Raw genomic sequence first — 15,924 nt, forward strand, 5'->3', positions numbered from 1 at the left:
GGAGGGGAAACCTACCTCGCGTCCTCCAGCAGCAGCGCGAGCTTCTTCTCGCAGGGTGCGTGTCCGATCTGCCGGCACAGCCGCAAGGCCTCGCCGGCCCGGTGCTCCGCCGCCTCGCGGTCGCCTCGTCGCCGTTCCAGCTTGGCCAGCTCCGTCAGCGCGGCCAGCTCCGGCAGCCGGTACGTGCTCTCGGCCGCCACGGCGTGGCCCCGCAGCGCGTGGCGGACGGCGCCCTCCTGGTCGCCCACGGCTTCGAGCAGCCGGGCGCGGGCGAGCAGCGCGTAGGCCAGATGCCAGTTCAGGCCGCCCGCGCCGATGAGGCCGTCGGCCAGGTCCAGGCTGTCCGCGGCCTCTGTCGTCAGGCCGAGGCGGACCCCGGCGTCGGCCAGGGCGACCAGCGCCGCCGCCTCCACCAGCCGGTCGCCCTGGCCGCGGCACACGCCGAGCGCCGCCAGCGCCTCGTCCCGCGACTGCGCCCACCGGCCGTTCTCCCAGTGCAGCCGGCTGATCCAGATCTGCGTCGTGGCCGCGCCGTGGCCGCCTATCGAGGTGATCAGGGCGACCGACTGCCGCAGGCAGGTCTCCGCCTCGCCGTACCGGCCCTGGTCGAGGAGCACGGCGCCCAGCTGCCGCAGATCGGCCCCCTCGGCGTAGGGCAGATCGTGGCGCCGGCTCAGCGCGAGTGCCTGCCTGCAGTAGTCCTCGGCCAGGTCCAGCCGGCCCAGGTGGTGGTACTGGTAGCCGAGCGCGTGGAGTGCCCGGACGTGGCCGGGCACCGAGCCGAGCTCGCCGAAGAGCTGCGCGGCCCGTACGTTGTCGGCCATCGCCTCGACGAGGTCGCCCGTCCACGCCCGCGCGAAGCTCAGCCCCATCCTGGCCGCCGCCTCGCCCTCCCGATCGCCGCTCTCGCGGGCGATGCGGACGGCCTGCTCCAGATGACCGACGGCCTCCTCACGGCGGCCGACGCGGAAGAGGCCGTCGCCCATGCCGGTGTGCAGCATGGCGGTCACGGCCGGGACGTCGTGCGCGGAGGCGGCCTCCAGCAGGGTCGGCGCGATCTCCATCCACTCACCGATGCGTCCGGTACGGGCACAGATGGCGCGGACCATGTCGGCCAGGCGCCAGACGGCCGGGCCGGGATCCCGCTCGATCGCGCGCCTCAGCGCGGCCAGCAGATTGATGACGTCGGCCGCCTCGGGGGACGGCAGCTCACGGGCGTCCGGGCCCGGCTGCGGACCGGAGAGCAGGGACTCGCCGGGCGCGCACCGGGCGGCGATGGCCGCGCCCAGTTCCAGGTAGTGCTCGAACAGGCGCTGCCAGGCCGGCTCGCGCTCGGGATCGCGCCCGGCTTCCGCCACCGCGTACAGGCGGACCAGGTCGTGGAAGCGGTAGCGGTCGGTGATGTGGTGTTCGAGCAGGTGGGCCGCGGCCAGGGCCTTGAGCGAGGCGCGGGCCGCGTCCCGCGGGAGGCCGGTGACCGCCGCCGCGGCCGCCACGGTGACATCGGGGCCGGGCACGAGCCCGAGCAGGCGGAAGACCCGCTGCTCGGCGGGGGCGAGCACGCGGTAGGAGGCGGAGAAGGCGACGGTGACGGCGTTGTCCTTGGCGCCGTCCACGGTGAGCCCCGCCAGCGGGTTGCCGGCGGCCAGCTCCGCCGCGACCGCCGCGGTGCCGTCCTCGGGCCGGGCGGCGGCGTTCGCGGCGGCGATGCGCAGCGCGAGCGGCAGCCCGCCGCACGCGCGTACCAGCTCGCCGCGCGCGTCCGACTCGGCCGGGCCGCCCGCCGGCCCGAGCACGCCGTCCAGCAGCGCCCGGCCGTCCGCCTCGGACAACGGGCCGAGCGAGTGCTGCCTGGCACCCGCGAACGCCACCAGCTCGCCCAGGCGGTGCCTGCTGGTCACGAGCGCCACGCCGTTCGGGGGCAGGAGCTGCTCGATCTGGGCCGCCGCGCGGGCGTTGTCCAGGAGCAGCAGGAACGAGTGCCCCGACAGCAGCGAGCGATAGAGGCCGAGCTGGGTCTCGAACCCGCCCCGCACCCGTTCGGGATCGACGCCGAGCGAGACCAGCAGCCGGGTCAGCGCCGCCGTCGTGGTCAGCGGCTCGTGGTCCGGGTCGTAACCGCGCAGGTCGATGTAGAGCTGCCCGTCGGGGAAGCGGTCCTTGGCCTGGTGCGCCCAGCGCAACGCGAGGGCCGTCTTGCCCATGCCGGCCGTGCCGCTCAGCACGCACACGCCGTCGCCGCCGGCCAGGCACTCGTTCAGCCACGCCAGCTCCGCGTCGCGGGCGGCGAACTCGGGCACGTCCCTGGGCAACTCGGCCGGCCGTGCGACGAGGGGTTCTCGTCGCGGCGGAGGAGGCGCCGGCTGCAGGCCCTCCCCCGGTAAGTCCGGTTCGTCGTCCCGCAGGAGCCGCTGGTGCAGCTCGCGCAGGGGGCGGCCGGGCTCGATGCCCAGTTCGTCGACCAGCCGCCGTCTCGCCTCCCGGTAGACGGCCAGCGCCTCGCCGCGGCGCTCGCACCGGTGCAGGGCCAGCATGAGCTGTCCCAGCAGCCGCTCGCGCAGCGGGTGCTCGGCCACCGTCGTGTGCAGCTCGCCGACGATCTCGGCGTGCCGCCCGGCCGCCAGTTCGGAGTCGTACAGCTCCTCCAGGGCGCAGATCCGCCTGTCCTCGAGGCCCGGACGTTCCTGGTGGATCAGCTGGGCGCCGGCCCCTGCCAGCGCGGGCCCGCGCCACAGCCCCGCCGCGGCGCGCAACCGGGCCGCGGCGTCGGTGTGGCGACCCTCCTCCGCGTCGGCGCGCGCGGCGGCTCTGTACTGCTCGAACAGCTGCAGGTCGAGCTCGTCCGCGCCAGCGTGGATGCGGTAGCCGGCGCCGACGCGGCCGATGCGCTCCTTGCCGACCAGCGCTCGCAGCTCGTGGACGTAGACCTGCAGGCGCGAAACCGCCGTACGCGGAGACTGCTCGCCCCAGATCAGGTCGACGAGCCGGTCGTCCGACACCGTGCGGTTCGCGTGGAGCAGCAGGGCGGCCAGCACTGTCCGCTGTTTCGGTGAGCCCAGCGCGATCGGCCCGTCAGGCCCGTCGACCGACACCGGCCCGAGCAGCGCGAAGCGCACCTCCGATTCCATGTGCCCCCTTCACGTCCCGATTCCTCCGCTGCGATGCCGGCGAGTGATGATCGTACGACGGGGGTACGGGAGTGATGGCAAGATCCCGCCCAATCACCAGGATCAGGCGGGATCCCGTCGGCCGGAGGCTACTTCAACGCTTCCCTTTCACTCCCGGATCCAGACGGTCATGTCGGAGAGGCCGCGGTTGGCCCAGGAGAAGTACGGCACGGCGGTCAGCGTGACGCCGCGCCGGGCGGGAGGTCGGTCGCCGTACAGCGAACCGTCGGCCTCGGCGTCCGCGGTGGCGTCGGCGTTCAGGATGACGACGCCGGTCCGCTCGTCCGGGACCGCGTGGACGGGGGTGTCGCGGGCGAGGGTGAGGCTGTGCACGGCGCAGTCGTGGTCGACACCCTCCAGGCAGAACACGATCGGACCGCGCTCGAGAGCGACCTTGCCGGCGGTGGCGGCGACGCCGGGATCCGCCCAGGTCCGGCGGACCTCCATGCCGAGGTCGATCTCGACCACGTCGCCGGCCCGCCAGCGGCGGGAGAGGGCGCAGTAGCCGTCGCGGAGGACAGGCTGGTGAACGGGCTCGCCGTTGACGGTGACGGCCGGCTGCCGGCTCCAGCCGGGGATACGTACGGCCAGCGTGAACTCCGCCCCGTCGTCGGCGTGGGTGACGGTGACGGCCAGGCGGCCTTCCCGGGGGTAGGCGGTGTCCTGGCGGAGGGTGACCTCGCCGCCGGCGAAGGTGAAGCGGGCGGTGCCGGCCACGTACAGGTTGACGACGGCCTCGCCGGGTCCCTGGGCGTAGACGTAGCGGCCGAGCTCGCTGAGCAGCCGGGCGAGGTTGGGCGGGCAGCAGGCGCAGTCGAACCATTCCTGCCGGGTCACGGTGCCGTGGCTGGCGAGGGGGTTGCCGTAGAAGTAGCGGGTGCCGTCGGCGGAGGCGCCGCTGAGGACGCCGTTGTACAGGGCGCGTTCGAGGGCGTCGACGTAGTGGCCGTGGCCCGTGAGGTTGCTCATGCGCCGGGCCCACTGGACGAGGCCGATCGCGGCGCAGGTCTCGGCGTAGCCGTGGGCGTCGGGCAGGTCGTACGCGGGCCCGAAGCCTTCGATGCTCGGGTCGGAGCCGAGCCCGCCGGTGACGTACAGCTTCTTTTCCGTGACGTCGGCCCACAGCCGGCGCACGGCCTGGAGCAGCCGGTCGTCGCCGTACTCGCCGGCCAGGTCGGTCATCGCGCTGTACATGTACATGGCGCGGACCGAGTGACCGACGGCCTCGGCCTGGTCGGCCGCGGGCAGGTGGCTCTGGTTGTACTCGCGGAAGCGCCGCAGGTCCCTGGGCTTCCGGGGGAGCCTGGTGCCGAAGTAGCCGGGGGTGCCGCGCCGCCGCAGTTCGGCCTCGAAGTAGTAGGGCTCCTCCCCGCGCCAGTCGATGAACCGCCGGCCGAGGTCGAGGTAGCGGCGCTCGCCGGTCGCACGGTAGAGCTTGACCAGCGCGAGCTCGATCTCCTGGTGCCCGCAGTAGCCGCCGGCGCGGGGGCCGTCGGGGCTGAAGACGGTGTCGATCAGGTCGGCGTAGCGGCGCACGATGTCGAGCAGCCGGGTCTTGCCGGTCGCCTCGAAGTGGGCGACCCCGGCCTCGATGAGGTGACCGGCGCAGTACAGCTCGTGGGCGTCGCGGAGGTCGGTGAACCGCTCCCCCGGCTTGACGACGGTGAAGTACACGTTGAGGTAGCCGTCGTCCTGCTGCGCGCCGGCCAGCAGCTCGATCGCCTCGTCGACGGCCCGGTCGAGCTCGGGGTCGTCGGTGGTGGCCAGGCAGTAGCTGGCGGCCTCGATCCACTTGGCGACGTCGCTCTCCCAGAAGATGTGCGGCTCGTCCGGGTCCCCCGGCCGCCAGGACAGGCTCAGGGCGTCGAACTGCTGTCCGGGCCGGCGCAGCTGGCCCTCCTGGTGCCGCAGCGTACGGGTACGGATCAGCTCGCGGCGCGGCGCCCAGAACGCGTCGTCGATGGTGACCGCGGTCAGCGGCAGCGGCTCGCGACGCAAGGCGGCGGCAGAGGTCATGGTCATGGTGTTCCCAACGGGGTGTCGTGAAATGAGCCCGGGGCCCTGGGAAGGACCGCGGTGCCCCAGACGTAGGCGAAGGAGGCGAAGGCCGGTACGGCCACGCCGAAGACCGGGACCAGCCCCGGGACGACGTAGTACGCGCAGAGGATCACGCCGACGACGAGCAGCGTGACGAGCGCCTGGACCGGGCGGGCGAGGACGAGGATCGCGCTCCGGCGGACGAGCGCGCCCGGCCCCTCGTCGAAGTGGGCGGCGAGGATCCAGATGTTCGCGCTCATGCACGACACGAACAGCGTGACCAGCCAGAGCAGCGCGCCGAGCAGCGGCTCGACGACGCCGAGGTCCGCGCTCTCCAGCAGCCGCCGGTCCACCAGGAGCACCGCCCAGGCCGCCGCGAAGACGTAGCCCACCACGTTGGCGGTGCGGAACTCCTGCCGCCAGAGCCGGCGGAACTCGCGAGGCGCTCCTGAATGCAGGAGCTCGCCGCGGATGACGCCGTACACCGCGGCGGTCGCGGGGAAGACGCCGAGCACGACGCCGCCGGCCAGGGTCCACACGACCCACAGCAGGTGCAGCTTGAGCAGCAGCAGGCCCACCTCGCCCGCCCTGGTGTGCCAGGTGAGGACGCGTCTCATCAGCCTTTCACCGACCCGATGAGCACGCCCTTCTCGAAGTAGCGCTGCAGGAACGGGTAGAGCACCAGGACCGGGAGGCTGGAGACGACGATCACGCCGTACTTGATCTGGTCGGCGTACTGCTGGTCGTAGGAGGTGCCGCTGCCGCCGGAGGCCCCGACGCCACCGGCGAACGCCTGGTTGGACAGGAGGATGTCACGCAGCACGATCTGCAGCGGTTGCAGCGCGTTGTCCCGGACGAACACCATGCCGGTGAAGAAGTCGTTCCAGTGCTGGACCAGGTAGTACAGGCCGATGACCGAGACGATCGCCTTGGACAGCGGCAGCGCGACCCTGGCGAAATACTGCAGGTAGGACACGCCGTCGATCATCGCCGCCTCGAACAGCTCCTTCGGCAGAGAGTGCTCGAAGAACGCGCGGGCGATGATGAGGTTGTAGACGTTCACCGCCGACGGCAGGACGAACACGAGCCAGTTGTCCAGCAGGCCGAGATCGCGATAGAGCAGGTACGTCGGGATCAGCCCGCCGTTGAAGAACATCGTGAACACGAAGAACAGCATGAGGATCCGCCGGGGGCGGAACTCCGGCCGCGACAGCGCGTACGCGGCGGGGATGGTGACGACGAGGTTCAGCGCGGTCCCGACGAGGCTGTAGAGCAGCGTGTTGCGGTAGCCCGTCCAGATCCGCTCGTCGTTGAAGATCTCCCGGTACCCGAAGAGGTTGACGCCCTTCGGCCACAGCCACACCTCGCCGGTGGAGATCAGCGACGGGTTGCTCACGGACGCGATCACCACGAAGTAGACCGGATAGACCACCGCGAACAGGACCGCCACGCAGATCGCGCCGAGCGCCAGCGTGAAGACGACATCGCCCGGTGTCTTCTTGCGGAAGAATGTCACCACAGGCTCCAGTTCGACACGCGGCGGGCGATCGCGTTGGCGGCGATCAGGAACGCGAAGTTGATGACCGTGTTGAAGAGGCCGATCGCGGTGGCGTAGCTGAACTGCGTGCTGAAGATGCCGATCTTGTAGACGTACGTCGCGATGACCTCGGACACCGGGAGGTTCAGGTTGTTCTGCATCAACCAGACCTTCTCGAAGCCGGTGTTCAGCACGCCGCCCATGGTGAGGATGAGCAGGATCACCATGGTCGGCACGATGCTCGGGACGTCGACGTGCCGGATGAGCTGCAGCCGGTTCGCGCCGTCCACCTTGGCCGCCTCGTACAGCTGCGGGTCGACCCGCGAGAGCGCGGCGAGGTAGATGATGCTGTTCCACCCGCAGTGCTGCCACACGTCGGAGATCACGTACACCGGCACGAAGGCCGCCGTGTCGCCGAGGAGGTTCACCCCGTCGAGGCCGAACAGGGCGGAGACCCGGGTGAGCAGCCCGGTGGAGGGGTTGAGGAACGCCTGCAGCATGCCGACGATGACCACGATCGAGATGAAGTGCGGCAGGTACGTCGCCGTCTGCATGACCCTTTTGCGCCGGCCGCCGGCGATCTGGTTGATCATCAGGGCCAGCAGGATCGGCGCGACGAACCCCACCACGAGCGTGGTGAAGGCGATGACGAACGTGTTCTTCAGCAGCGGCCAGAACAGCGGGCTGTCGAAGAACTGCCGGAAGTACTTCAGGCCGACCCAGTCCCCGCCGGTGAGCCCGGCGGTGAAGTCGAACTCCCGGAAGGCGAGCTGGATCCCGTACATCGGGACGTACATGAACACGGCGACGAACCCGACGGCCGGCAGGACCATGAGCCACAGTTGCCAGTACCGCCTGACGTGCCGGCCGGCGCCCATCCTTCGGGCCCCGGCCGGCTTGCGAGCCGCGACGAGAGACTCCGCCATCAGCGCGTCTTCACGTACTCGTCGTAGTAGCGCTGGTAGATGTCGATGTTCTTCTGCAGGCCGGCGTTCTGGACCTGCTGGACGTACTGTCCCCACTGATCCTCGACGCCGCCCTTGGTGATCCACTCGGCGAACTTCGTCATCGCGGTGTTGAGCATCGTGGTGTTGTTCAGCCCGAGCTGGTTGGTGTCGTCGGGCTTCATCTGGATGAACTGGAACGGGTAGACGTCCTTGTCCACGTCCATGTTCGCCAGCGCCTTCTGCAGCGGCTCGGTCTGCTCGACGGCCTCGTCCAGGTCGGCCGGCAGCTTCACCTCGATGTCGTCCCGGATCCAGACCGGGCCGGCGTCGGCGATGGTGACCGTCCACTTCCAGGTCGACGGGTCGACCTTGGGGTCGGCCGGCGGGAGCACCTCGTACTCCTTGTCGCTGACCTTCTTGACGTACTTGCCGAGGTCGCCCCACAGCACCTGCAGCGACATCTCCTTGTCGTAGAGGGCGTTGACGATCTTGAGCGCCGCCTGCTTGTTGCTCGTCTTGGCGGACATGAGGATCTGGTTCGACGGGAAGTTCTCGCCGTTGGAGTCGTACGTCCAGGTCACCGGGGTGGTCTGGCCGGCTTTGGCCAGCAGGGGCGCCATCGCGACGTACTGATCGGCCAGCTCGGCACCGAACCGGTCGCTGGCCGTCCAGCCCCAGCTGAAGCCGACCTTGGCCACCTTGCCGGAACCGCGGCCGACCGCCTGGTAGGCCGAGTAGTCCTGCGTCATGACGTTCTTGCTGACCAGGCCGGCGGCGTAGCAGCGATGGAGGAACTCGATCACCTGCTTGTAGCGCTCGTCGACGAGGAAGTTGCCGACCTTGCCGTCCTCCAGGAAGTAGCCCTGGCCGCCGCCGCCCGCGATCGGCAGGCCGACGCTGCCGAGCAGCACGCTGGGCTGGAAGTAGCCGAAGCCGCCCGTGCCGACCGGTGACCAGTCCATCGGGATCTCGTCGTTCTTGTCACCGTTGCCGTTGGCGTCCTCCTCCTTGAACGCGACGAGCACGGTGTAGAGCTCGTCCCAGGTGGTGGGGACCTTCAGGCCGAGCCGGTCGAGCCACTGCTTGTTGATGTACTGGTGGGTCACGGTCGTCGGCCAGAACCGCTTGTAGCCCGGGACCGCGTAGACCTCACCGCTCGTCAGCGTGGCCATCGACTTCAGCTGCGGCTTCGCCGCGAACAACGCCTTGACGTTCGGGAGAGCGTCCAGGTCGTCGGCCAGGTTCTCGAAGAGCGTCCGGTACGTGCCCAGGTCGGCGTTCGTGATCGCGTTCGTGCCGATGATCAGGTCCGGCACGTCGCCGGCCGCCAGCATGGTGGACTTCTTCTGGTCCCAGTCGGCGGAGATCTCCTGCCACTGGATCTTCACGCCCGCGATCTTCTCCAGCTGTTTGGGCCACTCCATCGTGCTCATCGGCTTGGTCAGCGGATGCTTGTTGACCAAGATCCGCAACGTGTTCGGATCGCCGGAGTTCTTGCCGGAGCAACCCGCGAGTGCGGTGAGGCCGGCCGCGACGACGAAGGCCCGGCGGGACAGAGCCGGTGAGGTGGCCATGCGGTCCTCCTGAGGGGGGACGGAGGGGTGTGACCGAGATCTCGGTGAATGTTTCAGCGATGTTAGGGGCCGTCATTCAGCGTTGTCAATGACAAGACAATCAGGGGAAGAAGTGACCGCGTCGAGGGGTGCGGAGGGGGTCAGGCCTGCCCGGACGAGTCGCGAATCAGCAGGTGCACACCGGTGTGCACCTGCCGGGCCGCGCCGTCGTACCCGTCGAGGCGCTCGATGAGCAGGTGGACGGCGGCGGCCACCATCTCGCCCTGGTCGGGGCTCACCGACGACAACGACGGGATGGTGAACTCGCCCTCGTCCGTGTCGTCGAAGCCGGTGACCGCGACGTCCTCGGGGATGCGGATGGCGTGCGCGCGCAGGGCTTTCAGCACGCCCACGGCGATCGTGTCGTTGACGCAGACCGCGGCGTCGAACCTGGGGCCGGAGCGCCGCAGCAGCCCCACCATCGCCTCGTAGCCCGAGGCCCTGCGGTCCCAGTCGGAGCTGTAGGCTACGAGCGAAGGATCATGCTCGATGCCGTGCTCCTCCAGAGCGGCCACGAACCCGGAGTAGCGGTCCCCGGTCGGGACTGCGCCCGCCGGACCGTTCCACACGAACGCGAGCCGCCGCCGGCCGGTGGCCAGCAGGTGCCGGGTGATCGCCAGGAAGCCCGCGTGCTCCCCCATCAGCACACCGTCGAGCGTCTTGATCGGCGCGCCGCCCAGGGCCACCGCCGGGCGCCGCGGCGCCGCGCCGGCGAGCAGTTCGTCCGACAGGTGGTGCGGGCAGATGATGACGCCGTCGACGTCGGCGGTCGTCACGCCGAGCACCGCGTCGCGCTCGCGCTCCCCGCCGTTGGCGATCCGCAGCGTGCTGGTGAACCCGCACTCGGCCAGGGCGAGGATGAGCCGCTCGGCGTTCTCCGCGAAGTACGGCTGGTAGAGGTTCGGCACGACGACGGCGATCCGGCCGGTCCGGCCGGAGGCGAGCCCGCGCCCGGCCTGGCTCGTGGCGTGTCCCGCCTCGTAGCCGACCTCCTCGACCGCGGCCTGGACCTTGGCCCGGGTGGCGGCCGAGACATGCGGGCGGCCGAGCAGGACGTTGGACACGGTCTTCGCCGAGACCCCGGCCCGCACGGCGACATCCGCCAGCGTCGGGCGCTTCACCGCGGGTCCCGGCCGAGCGTGGACTCACGCCGGATCAGCTCGACCGGGGAGACCACCGCGCGCGGCTGTCGCGGCGCCGTGCCGGCGAGGCGATCGGCGAGCAGCTCCAGCGCGCTGCGCGCCAGCCGGGCCGGTCCCGGGTCGATCGTGGTGAGCGACGGCGTCGAGAACCGCCCGTCCTCCAGGTTGCCGTAGCCGGCGACCGCCACCCGTCCGGGGACGTCCACCCCGTGCTTGACGAGCGCCGCGAGAGCCCCGAGCGCCACCTCGTCGTTGACGCACAGCAGCACGTCGACGTCCGGGTGCCGCTCCAGCACCTGTACGGCGGCCCGCGCTCCCGCGCGCCGGTCGGCCACCTCGCCGAGATCCGCGCACGGCACGGGCACCGGACCGGATCGGTCGAGACAGGCGCGCAGCTCATCCTGATGCGCGCCGAGCAACGCCGGGCGGGACCGGCCCATGACGGCGAGGTGGCGGGCCATCAGGGCCGCCGCCTCCGCGACGTCCTCCTGAACGCGATCCACCTCAACCCGGTCCACCTCGGCCGCGCCGCCCTGCACGACGACCACCGGGCGGTCGTCCAGCCCGTCACCGACCGGCCCGATCAGCACCACGCCGTCGAACGTCTTCCCCCGGGCGGCGAGCACCGCCGCCACCCGGGCCGGATCGCCGTGCGTCGGCTCGACCGCGGCGAGCATCCCCCAGCGATCGGCCTCGGTGACCAGGGCTTCGACGAGTCCCGCGAGATACGGGCGGCGCAGCTCGGTGACGGCGATGCCGACCACCCCGACCTGCCCGGTCCTGAGCGTCCTGGCGGCCCGGTTGGGGACCCAGCCGAGCTCGTCGATCGCCGCATGCACCCGGCTCACCTTCTCCGGACGGATGTGCGGCTCGCCGTTCACCACACGTGACACGGTCTTGATCGAGACGCCCGCCCGATCGGCCACCTCCCGCATCGTCACGCGCATGCGAACAGCGTAGGTCACGGTAGGACTTCTCAGCATTCGGTTTGTGATCAGCAGGCCAGGGGTGCCGAGCCGAGCGCCACGTCGTCGTACCAGAGGGTGTCCTGGTCGCTGCCGTAGCTCTCCCAGCCCAGCCGCAGCGTGGCCGGGCGCGGCGCGGTGGCGCGGCGCAGCCACTGGGAGTCGATGTCCTGCGTCGGGGTGCCGTCCACGCGCAGGCCGGCGACTTCCTGGTTGTCCAGGTACGTACGCATCGACTGCTTGGTGGTGTCGATCTCGTAGCGCAGGCAGACCCAGCGGTTGACGGGAAGCGCGGTGCTGAGCGCGACGCCCGCCGGGCTCTGCTCGGGCAGGGTGGCGTCGTCGGACTCGCGGTTCCACTGCAGGGCGCCGTTCTGGCCGCCGATGCGCAGGTCGCGGTTGCCGTCATTGGCGTCGGCCATGGTGATCATGCTGACGTGCGTCGCGGGCAGGGCGGTCGTGTGCCGGACCCACATCCTGGCGTAGACCACCGGGCCGACGCGGGAGACGTCGCGGGTGGTGCCGACGAAAAGGTGGTTGCAGTAGCCGCCGCCCCCGTTGACCCGCAGGGACTTGCCGCCGCTGTGCGCGATCGCGGTGTCGATCACGGCCGTGCCGGTGCCGGCGCAGTTGGGGGTGACGACCTGCCAGTCGCCGGACGGGCTGCCCGCCTGGTCCTCGAACCCGGAGCAGACCGTCGCCCCCGAGCAGCCGGGCGGCACCGTGGGGGTGACCGTGGGGGTGACAGTGGGCGTTACGGTGGGCGTGACGGTGGGGGTCTGGCTCGGGGTGGTGGTGCCGTTGCAGGCCGCGTCGTTGAGCGTGAAGTCGGTGGGCGCGGGGTTGGCCGCCGACCAGGTGGCCTGCAGGCCGAACTCGGCGCTGCCGCCCGTGGCCAGCGCGCCGTTCCACGCGACGTTGGCCGCCGTCACGACCCGGCCGTTCTGCTCCACCTGCGCGTTCCACGCGCTCGTCACCCGCTGGTCCCCGGTGTACGTCCACCGCAGCCGCCACCCGCTGAGCGCCGTCCCCAGGTTCGTGACCTTCACCTGCGCGGTGAAGCCGCCCTGCCAGGAGTTCACGGTGTAGTCCACTTTGCACCCGGTGTCCGCGGAAGCGGGGGCGGTCACGGCGGCGATGCCGCCGATCGCCACGGCGACGCAGGCGACGACTGCCCAGAGCCGGGCAGACAGCGTGTGGGGACCGGACATGACATCGCTCGCCTTCGGGGTCCGTATGGGAGCGCTCCCAAACCGTCTCTTGAAGACGATGGTTCGCGGGATCACGCCGAAGTGTCAACCCCGCACCCGCTCCCTACGCACCTGACCAGGGAGCTCACCGCTGAACCTTTCATCCCGGCCGCACGGGATCAGCCCGCGGCGAGGGCGGACAGGATGGAGTCGGCGATGACCCGATGTCCGGCGGCGTTGGGGTGGTCGCCGTCGGCGGCCAGCAGCGGGGTGTCGTCCCGGGAGCCGTCCCCCTTGAACGGGCCGTAGACGTCGACGTAACGCGCGCCCTTCGCCGCGGCCGCACCGGCGAGGGTCCGGTTCACGACGCGCGTGAGGGCGTCGCTGTTCGACACGTACGCCGTCCCCTTGGCCCGGGCGCTGTCGCCGTCCAGGAACACGTTCCAGTAGCCGGTCACGACGATCCGGCTGCGCGGGCGGGCCTGCAGCGCGCGAACCTTGCCGAGGATGCCGTCCACGTTGGCGCGCAGCCGCGCGAGGTCGTTCCTGTAGCAGGCCAGCCCCGCGCGGGGACCGCAGTCGTCGTCCTCGAGCGCGTCGCTGTCGAAATCGTTGGCGCCGATGGTGATGATCACCAGGTCGGCTTTCACGATGGCGTCCGTCGCCGACCCGCCGTCCATCTGATCGAGCAGCCCCTGCGAGGTGAGCCCTCCGGTGGCCAGGTTGTCGACGGCGACGCCGGTGCCTTGCCTGGTCGCCAGGGTCTTCCTGATCAGCGAGACGAAGGTGTCGCAGTCACACGCGGAGCCCGCAGGCACCGAATCGCCCAGCCCCACGATGGAGGTCACCGCCGCCGGGATGGGGTGCGGGGTGGCGACCGTCTCACCGGCTCGCGCGTCCCTCGCCACTCTCGCGATCGGGACGGTCTCGAGCGCGACGCTCCAGGCCACGGCGAGGACCGCGACCACCGCGACCCCTCTGAACCGCCAGGTCATGCCGGCATCGCGGCGGCCTGCTCCGTGACGCCCGCGCATGATGCCTGCCCACCGCACGCGATCGCCCCCTGCCCTACCGTCTCAGCCCCGCGTCACCGTACCGGCCGCCTGCGGCAGCGTGAGCGAGATGCATCAGCTTACGCTGGACACTCCACGCAAAACCCCATAACCACGGCAGAACCCACGGCCCGCGAGGACCCTTCAACAGGCGAGTCCCGTGCCGGATGGGTCTCATCGGCGCGACTGCCGGCCCCGGTGCCGCCGGATCAGGCGGCTCGGTGGCGCGGCCGACCGGACGGCCGATCCCGTTGATCACGTCACGCACGTACGCGGCGTCGCCCTCCACGCTACGCAGCGGGTTCGCCGCGGCGACGGCGGTCAACCGATGATCGTGCAGGCGCGGGATGACGCGGTTCCAGCCGGCCGATTCGGCGAAGGCGCCGTGGACCAGGACGATGACGGGCTGCTCGCTCATGAGTGGACCTTTCCGGTGTTCGGTACCTCGCGGCTTGTGACAGCCCCCGAGAAGTTCCTGGTCGATGTCCGGATTTTGGTGGGCCTACCAGTCATCGACGACGGTCACGCTAGGGACGTCACGGATGCGAAGGCGGCGCGGACAGGTGGATCCTGTCCCGGCAGAAGAGAAGGGGGCTGACAGGCGATGGCCGATCTGGACTATTGCTGGCGTCTTCGCGAGGTCATGGCCGAGCGCGGCATGTCCTCCACCGTGGAGCTGCGTCCCCTGCTGGCCGCTCGCGGTGTTGATCTGTCGCCGAGCCAGGTGTACCGGCTCGTGGTCGGCAAGCCGGAACGGCTCAGCCTCCGCACGCTGATGGCGCTGCTGGACATCCTCGGCTGCACGATGGACGACCTGATCGGGCCGCTGCCCGCCCGCCGTACCGGGAAGTGACCGCTCCTCCCCGCGACAACGCCTGACAAAGTCCGCACCCTCCCCGTCGAACACGCCGTTCGCCGCATCCATGCTCGCCGCCGCGCGGCGCCATCCAGCCGGTTCGTTGATCAGGCCGTCTGGATGAGATATTGCATTAGATGAAAGTCGGTCCCGGTATCGCCGGTGATGCGTGGTGCGGAAGATATGGCGGGGATGTCGGATAAGGCTGATCTTGGGGGTGGGTGGTCCGCGACAGGCGGAACCCCGCGGCCGGGGTGGCTGGTGGGCCGAGAGGCGGAGTGCGCGACGCTCGACCGGCTGCTCGCGGACGTCCGCGGCGGCGAGAGCCGGGTGCTGGTGCTGCGCGGCGAGGCCGGAGTCGGCAAGTCGGCGCTGCTGGACCACCTGATCGCGAAGTCCGCCGGGTGCCGGGTGGTGGCCGCGACAGGGGTCCAGTCGGAGATGGAGCTGCCCTTCGCGGCCGTCCACCAGCTGTGCGTGCCGATGCTGGACCTCCTCGACACCCTGCCCGAACCCCAGCGTGACGCGCTCGGGACCGCCTTCGGGATGCGCGCCGGGCCCGCTCCCGACCAGTTCCTCATCAGCCTCGCCGTACTCAACCTCCTGGCCCAGGCCGCCGACGAGCGTCCGCTCGTGTGCGTGATCGACGACGCCCAGTGGCTCGACCGCGCTTCGGCGCAGGTTCTCACCTTCGTGGCCCGCCGCCTCATGGCCGAGAGCGTGGCCTGCGTCTTCGCCGTCCGTGACTCCGGCGAGACCGGCGTGCTGCCGGGCCTGCCCGTGATGGAGGTCGGCGGACTGCGGGACTCCGAGGCGCGGACCCTCATCAGCCGGGTGGTCCCAGGGCCGCTGGACGAGGAGGTGCGCGACCGGATCCTGTTCGAGTCGCGGGGGAACCCGCTGGCCCTGCTCGAACTGCCCCGCGCCGCGTCCGCGGGCGGATTCGTGGCGGCGGCGAGCGGGCAGTCGCTGGCGGGCCGCCTCGAGGACGGCTTCCAGCGCCGGCTGAACGGCCTGCCGGCCGCCAGCCGGATGATGCTGCTGCTGGCCGCCGCCGAACCCCTCGGCGATCCGGCCCTGCTGTGGCGCGCCGCCGACATGCTCGGCGTCGACACCACGGCGGTCGACGAGGCCGACGAACTGATCGACTTCAGCGACCGGGTACGTTTCCGGCATCCGCTCGTCCGTTCCGCGGTGTACAACGCGGCCGTCCCGAGGGAGCGCCGGCAGGCCCACCGGGCGCTGGCGGAGGCGACCGACGCCGCCACCGACCCGGACCGGCGGGCCTGGCACCGCGCGCAGAGCGCCGCCCACCCCGACGAGAGCATCGCCGCCGAGCTCGAACGCTCGGCCGGGCGCGCCCAGGCCCGCGGCGGTCTGGCCGCCGCCGCGGCCTTCCTGGAACGGGCGGTCGGGCT

Annotated in this window: 13 protein-coding genes; 2 read left to right on the forward strand and 11 right to left on the reverse strand. The window is 71.1% G+C overall.

Annotation, left to right across the window (positions count from 1 at the left end):
- Positions 1-11 precede the first annotated feature (11 nt).
- The 11 genes from ACWEPL_RS33665 to ACWEPL_RS33715 all read right to left on the reverse strand — a co-directional run bounded on the left by ACWEPL_RS33665 (position 12) and on the right by ACWEPL_RS33715 (position 14,068).
- Positions 12-3,128 (reverse strand): AfsR/SARP family transcriptional regulator, encoded by a 3,117-nt coding sequence (locus ACWEPL_RS33665; protein ID WP_452438573.1) that lies wholly within the window; start codon positions 3,126-3,128, stop codon positions 12-14.
- Positions 3,129-3,275: 147 nt separating this feature from the next.
- The gene (locus ACWEPL_RS33670) at positions 3,276-5,189 is read right to left on the reverse strand and encodes a glycoside hydrolase family 127 protein (protein ID WP_452438574.1); all 1,914 of its coding nucleotides are present in this window, start codon (positions 5,187-5,189) and stop codon (positions 3,276-3,278) included.
- Positions 5,186-5,821: a YesL family protein gene (locus ACWEPL_RS33675; RefSeq protein WP_452438575.1), complete on the reverse strand. Its 636-nt coding sequence runs from the start codon at positions 5,819-5,821 to the stop codon at positions 5,186-5,188. Before ACWEPL_RS33675 ends, ACWEPL_RS33670 begins: the two co-directional genes overlap by 4 nt.
- Positions 5,821-6,720, reverse strand: coding sequence for a carbohydrate ABC transporter permease (locus ACWEPL_RS33680; protein WP_452438576.1), 900 nt, complete (start codon positions 6,718-6,720; stop codon positions 5,821-5,823). Before ACWEPL_RS33680 ends, ACWEPL_RS33675 begins: the two co-directional genes overlap by 1 nt.
- Positions 6,717-7,667 (reverse strand): ABC transporter permease, encoded by a 951-nt coding sequence (locus ACWEPL_RS33685; protein WP_355209366.1) that lies wholly within the window; start codon positions 7,665-7,667, stop codon positions 6,717-6,719. Before ACWEPL_RS33685 ends, ACWEPL_RS33680 begins: the two co-directional genes overlap by 4 nt.
- Positions 7,667-9,262, reverse strand: coding sequence for a hypothetical protein (locus tag ACWEPL_RS33690; protein ID WP_452438577.1), 1,596 nt, complete (start codon positions 9,260-9,262; stop codon positions 7,667-7,669). The genes ACWEPL_RS33685 and ACWEPL_RS33690 overlap by 1 nt, the downstream gene beginning before the upstream one ends.
- A 140-nt stretch (positions 9,263-9,402) precedes the next feature.
- A complete protein-coding gene (locus tag ACWEPL_RS33695; RefSeq protein ID WP_452438578.1) occupies positions 9,403-10,422 on the reverse strand; it encodes a LacI family DNA-binding transcriptional regulator in 1,020 nt (339 codons plus the stop codon).
- Entirely contained in the window at positions 10,419-11,408 is a 990-nt protein-coding gene (locus ACWEPL_RS33700) for a LacI family DNA-binding transcriptional regulator (RefSeq protein WP_452438579.1), read from the reverse strand. Before ACWEPL_RS33700 ends, ACWEPL_RS33695 begins: the two co-directional genes overlap by 4 nt.
- Positions 11,409-11,437: 29 nt before the next feature.
- The gene (locus ACWEPL_RS33705; RefSeq protein WP_452438580.1) at positions 11,438-12,619 is read right to left on the reverse strand and encodes a cellulose-binding domain-containing protein; all 1,182 of its coding nucleotides are present in this window, start codon (positions 12,617-12,619) and stop codon (positions 11,438-11,440) included.
- Between the two features lie 158 nt (positions 12,620-12,777).
- The gene (locus ACWEPL_RS33710) at positions 12,778-13,593 is read right to left on the reverse strand and encodes an SGNH/GDSL hydrolase family protein (protein ID WP_452438581.1); all 816 of its coding nucleotides are present in this window, start codon (positions 13,591-13,593) and stop codon (positions 12,778-12,780) included.
- Positions 13,594-13,666: 73 nt separating this feature from the next.
- On the reverse strand, positions 13,667-14,068 hold the full coding sequence (locus tag ACWEPL_RS33715; protein ID WP_363971841.1) for a hypothetical protein: 402 nt from the start codon (positions 14,066-14,068) through the stop codon (positions 13,667-13,669).
- A 186-nt stretch (positions 14,069-14,254) separates the two neighbouring features.
- On the opposite strand from ACWEPL_RS33715, the gene ACWEPL_RS33720 reads away from it, so the two are divergent.
- Complete coding sequence (locus ACWEPL_RS33720; protein WP_363971843.1) at positions 14,255-14,503, forward strand: helix-turn-helix domain-containing protein; 249 nt, start codon at positions 14,255-14,257, stop codon at positions 14,501-14,503.
- A 264-nt stretch (positions 14,504-14,767) separates the two neighbouring features.
- Positions 14,768-15,924: AAA family ATPase (locus tag ACWEPL_RS33725; RefSeq protein WP_452438582.1), on the forward strand; the 1,157-nt coding region annotated here is incomplete at its 3' end.

This window comes from Nonomuraea sp. NPDC004186, from assembly GCF_053603495.1.

Coding starts and splice junctions, on each gene's coding strand:
- ACWEPL_RS33675 (WP_452438575.1), bottom strand. CDS start 5,821: ATGAGACGCGTCCTCACCTGGCACACCAGGGCGGGCGAGGTGGGCCTG.
- ACWEPL_RS33690 (WP_452438577.1), bottom strand. CDS start 9,262: ATGGCCACCTCACCGGCTCTGTCCCGCCGGGCCTTCGTCGTCGCGGCC.
- ACWEPL_RS33710 (WP_452438581.1), bottom strand. CDS start 13,593: ATGACCTGGCGGTTCAGAGGGGTCGCGGTGGTCGCGGTCCTCGCCGTG.
- ACWEPL_RS33720 (WP_363971843.1), top strand. CDS start 14,255: ATGGCCGATCTGGACTATTGCTGGCGTCTTCGCGAGGTCATGGCCGAG.
- ACWEPL_RS33685 (WP_355209366.1), bottom strand. CDS start 7,667: ATGGCGGAGTCTCTCGTCGCGGCTCGCAAGCCGGCCGGGGCCCGAAGG.
- ACWEPL_RS33715 (WP_363971841.1), bottom strand. CDS start 14,068: ATGAGCGAGCAGCCCGTCATCGTCCTGGTCCACGGCGCCTTCGCCGAA.
- ACWEPL_RS33670 (WP_452438574.1), bottom strand. CDS start 5,189: ATGACCATGACCTCTGCCGCCGCCTTGCGTCGCGAGCCGCTGCCGCTG.
- ACWEPL_RS33705 (WP_452438580.1), bottom strand. CDS start 12,619: ATGTCCGGTCCCCACACGCTGTCTGCCCGGCTCTGGGCAGTCGTCGCC.
- ACWEPL_RS33665 (WP_452438573.1), bottom strand. CDS start 3,128: ATGGAATCGGAGGTGCGCTTCGCGCTGCTCGGGCCGGTGTCGGTCGAC.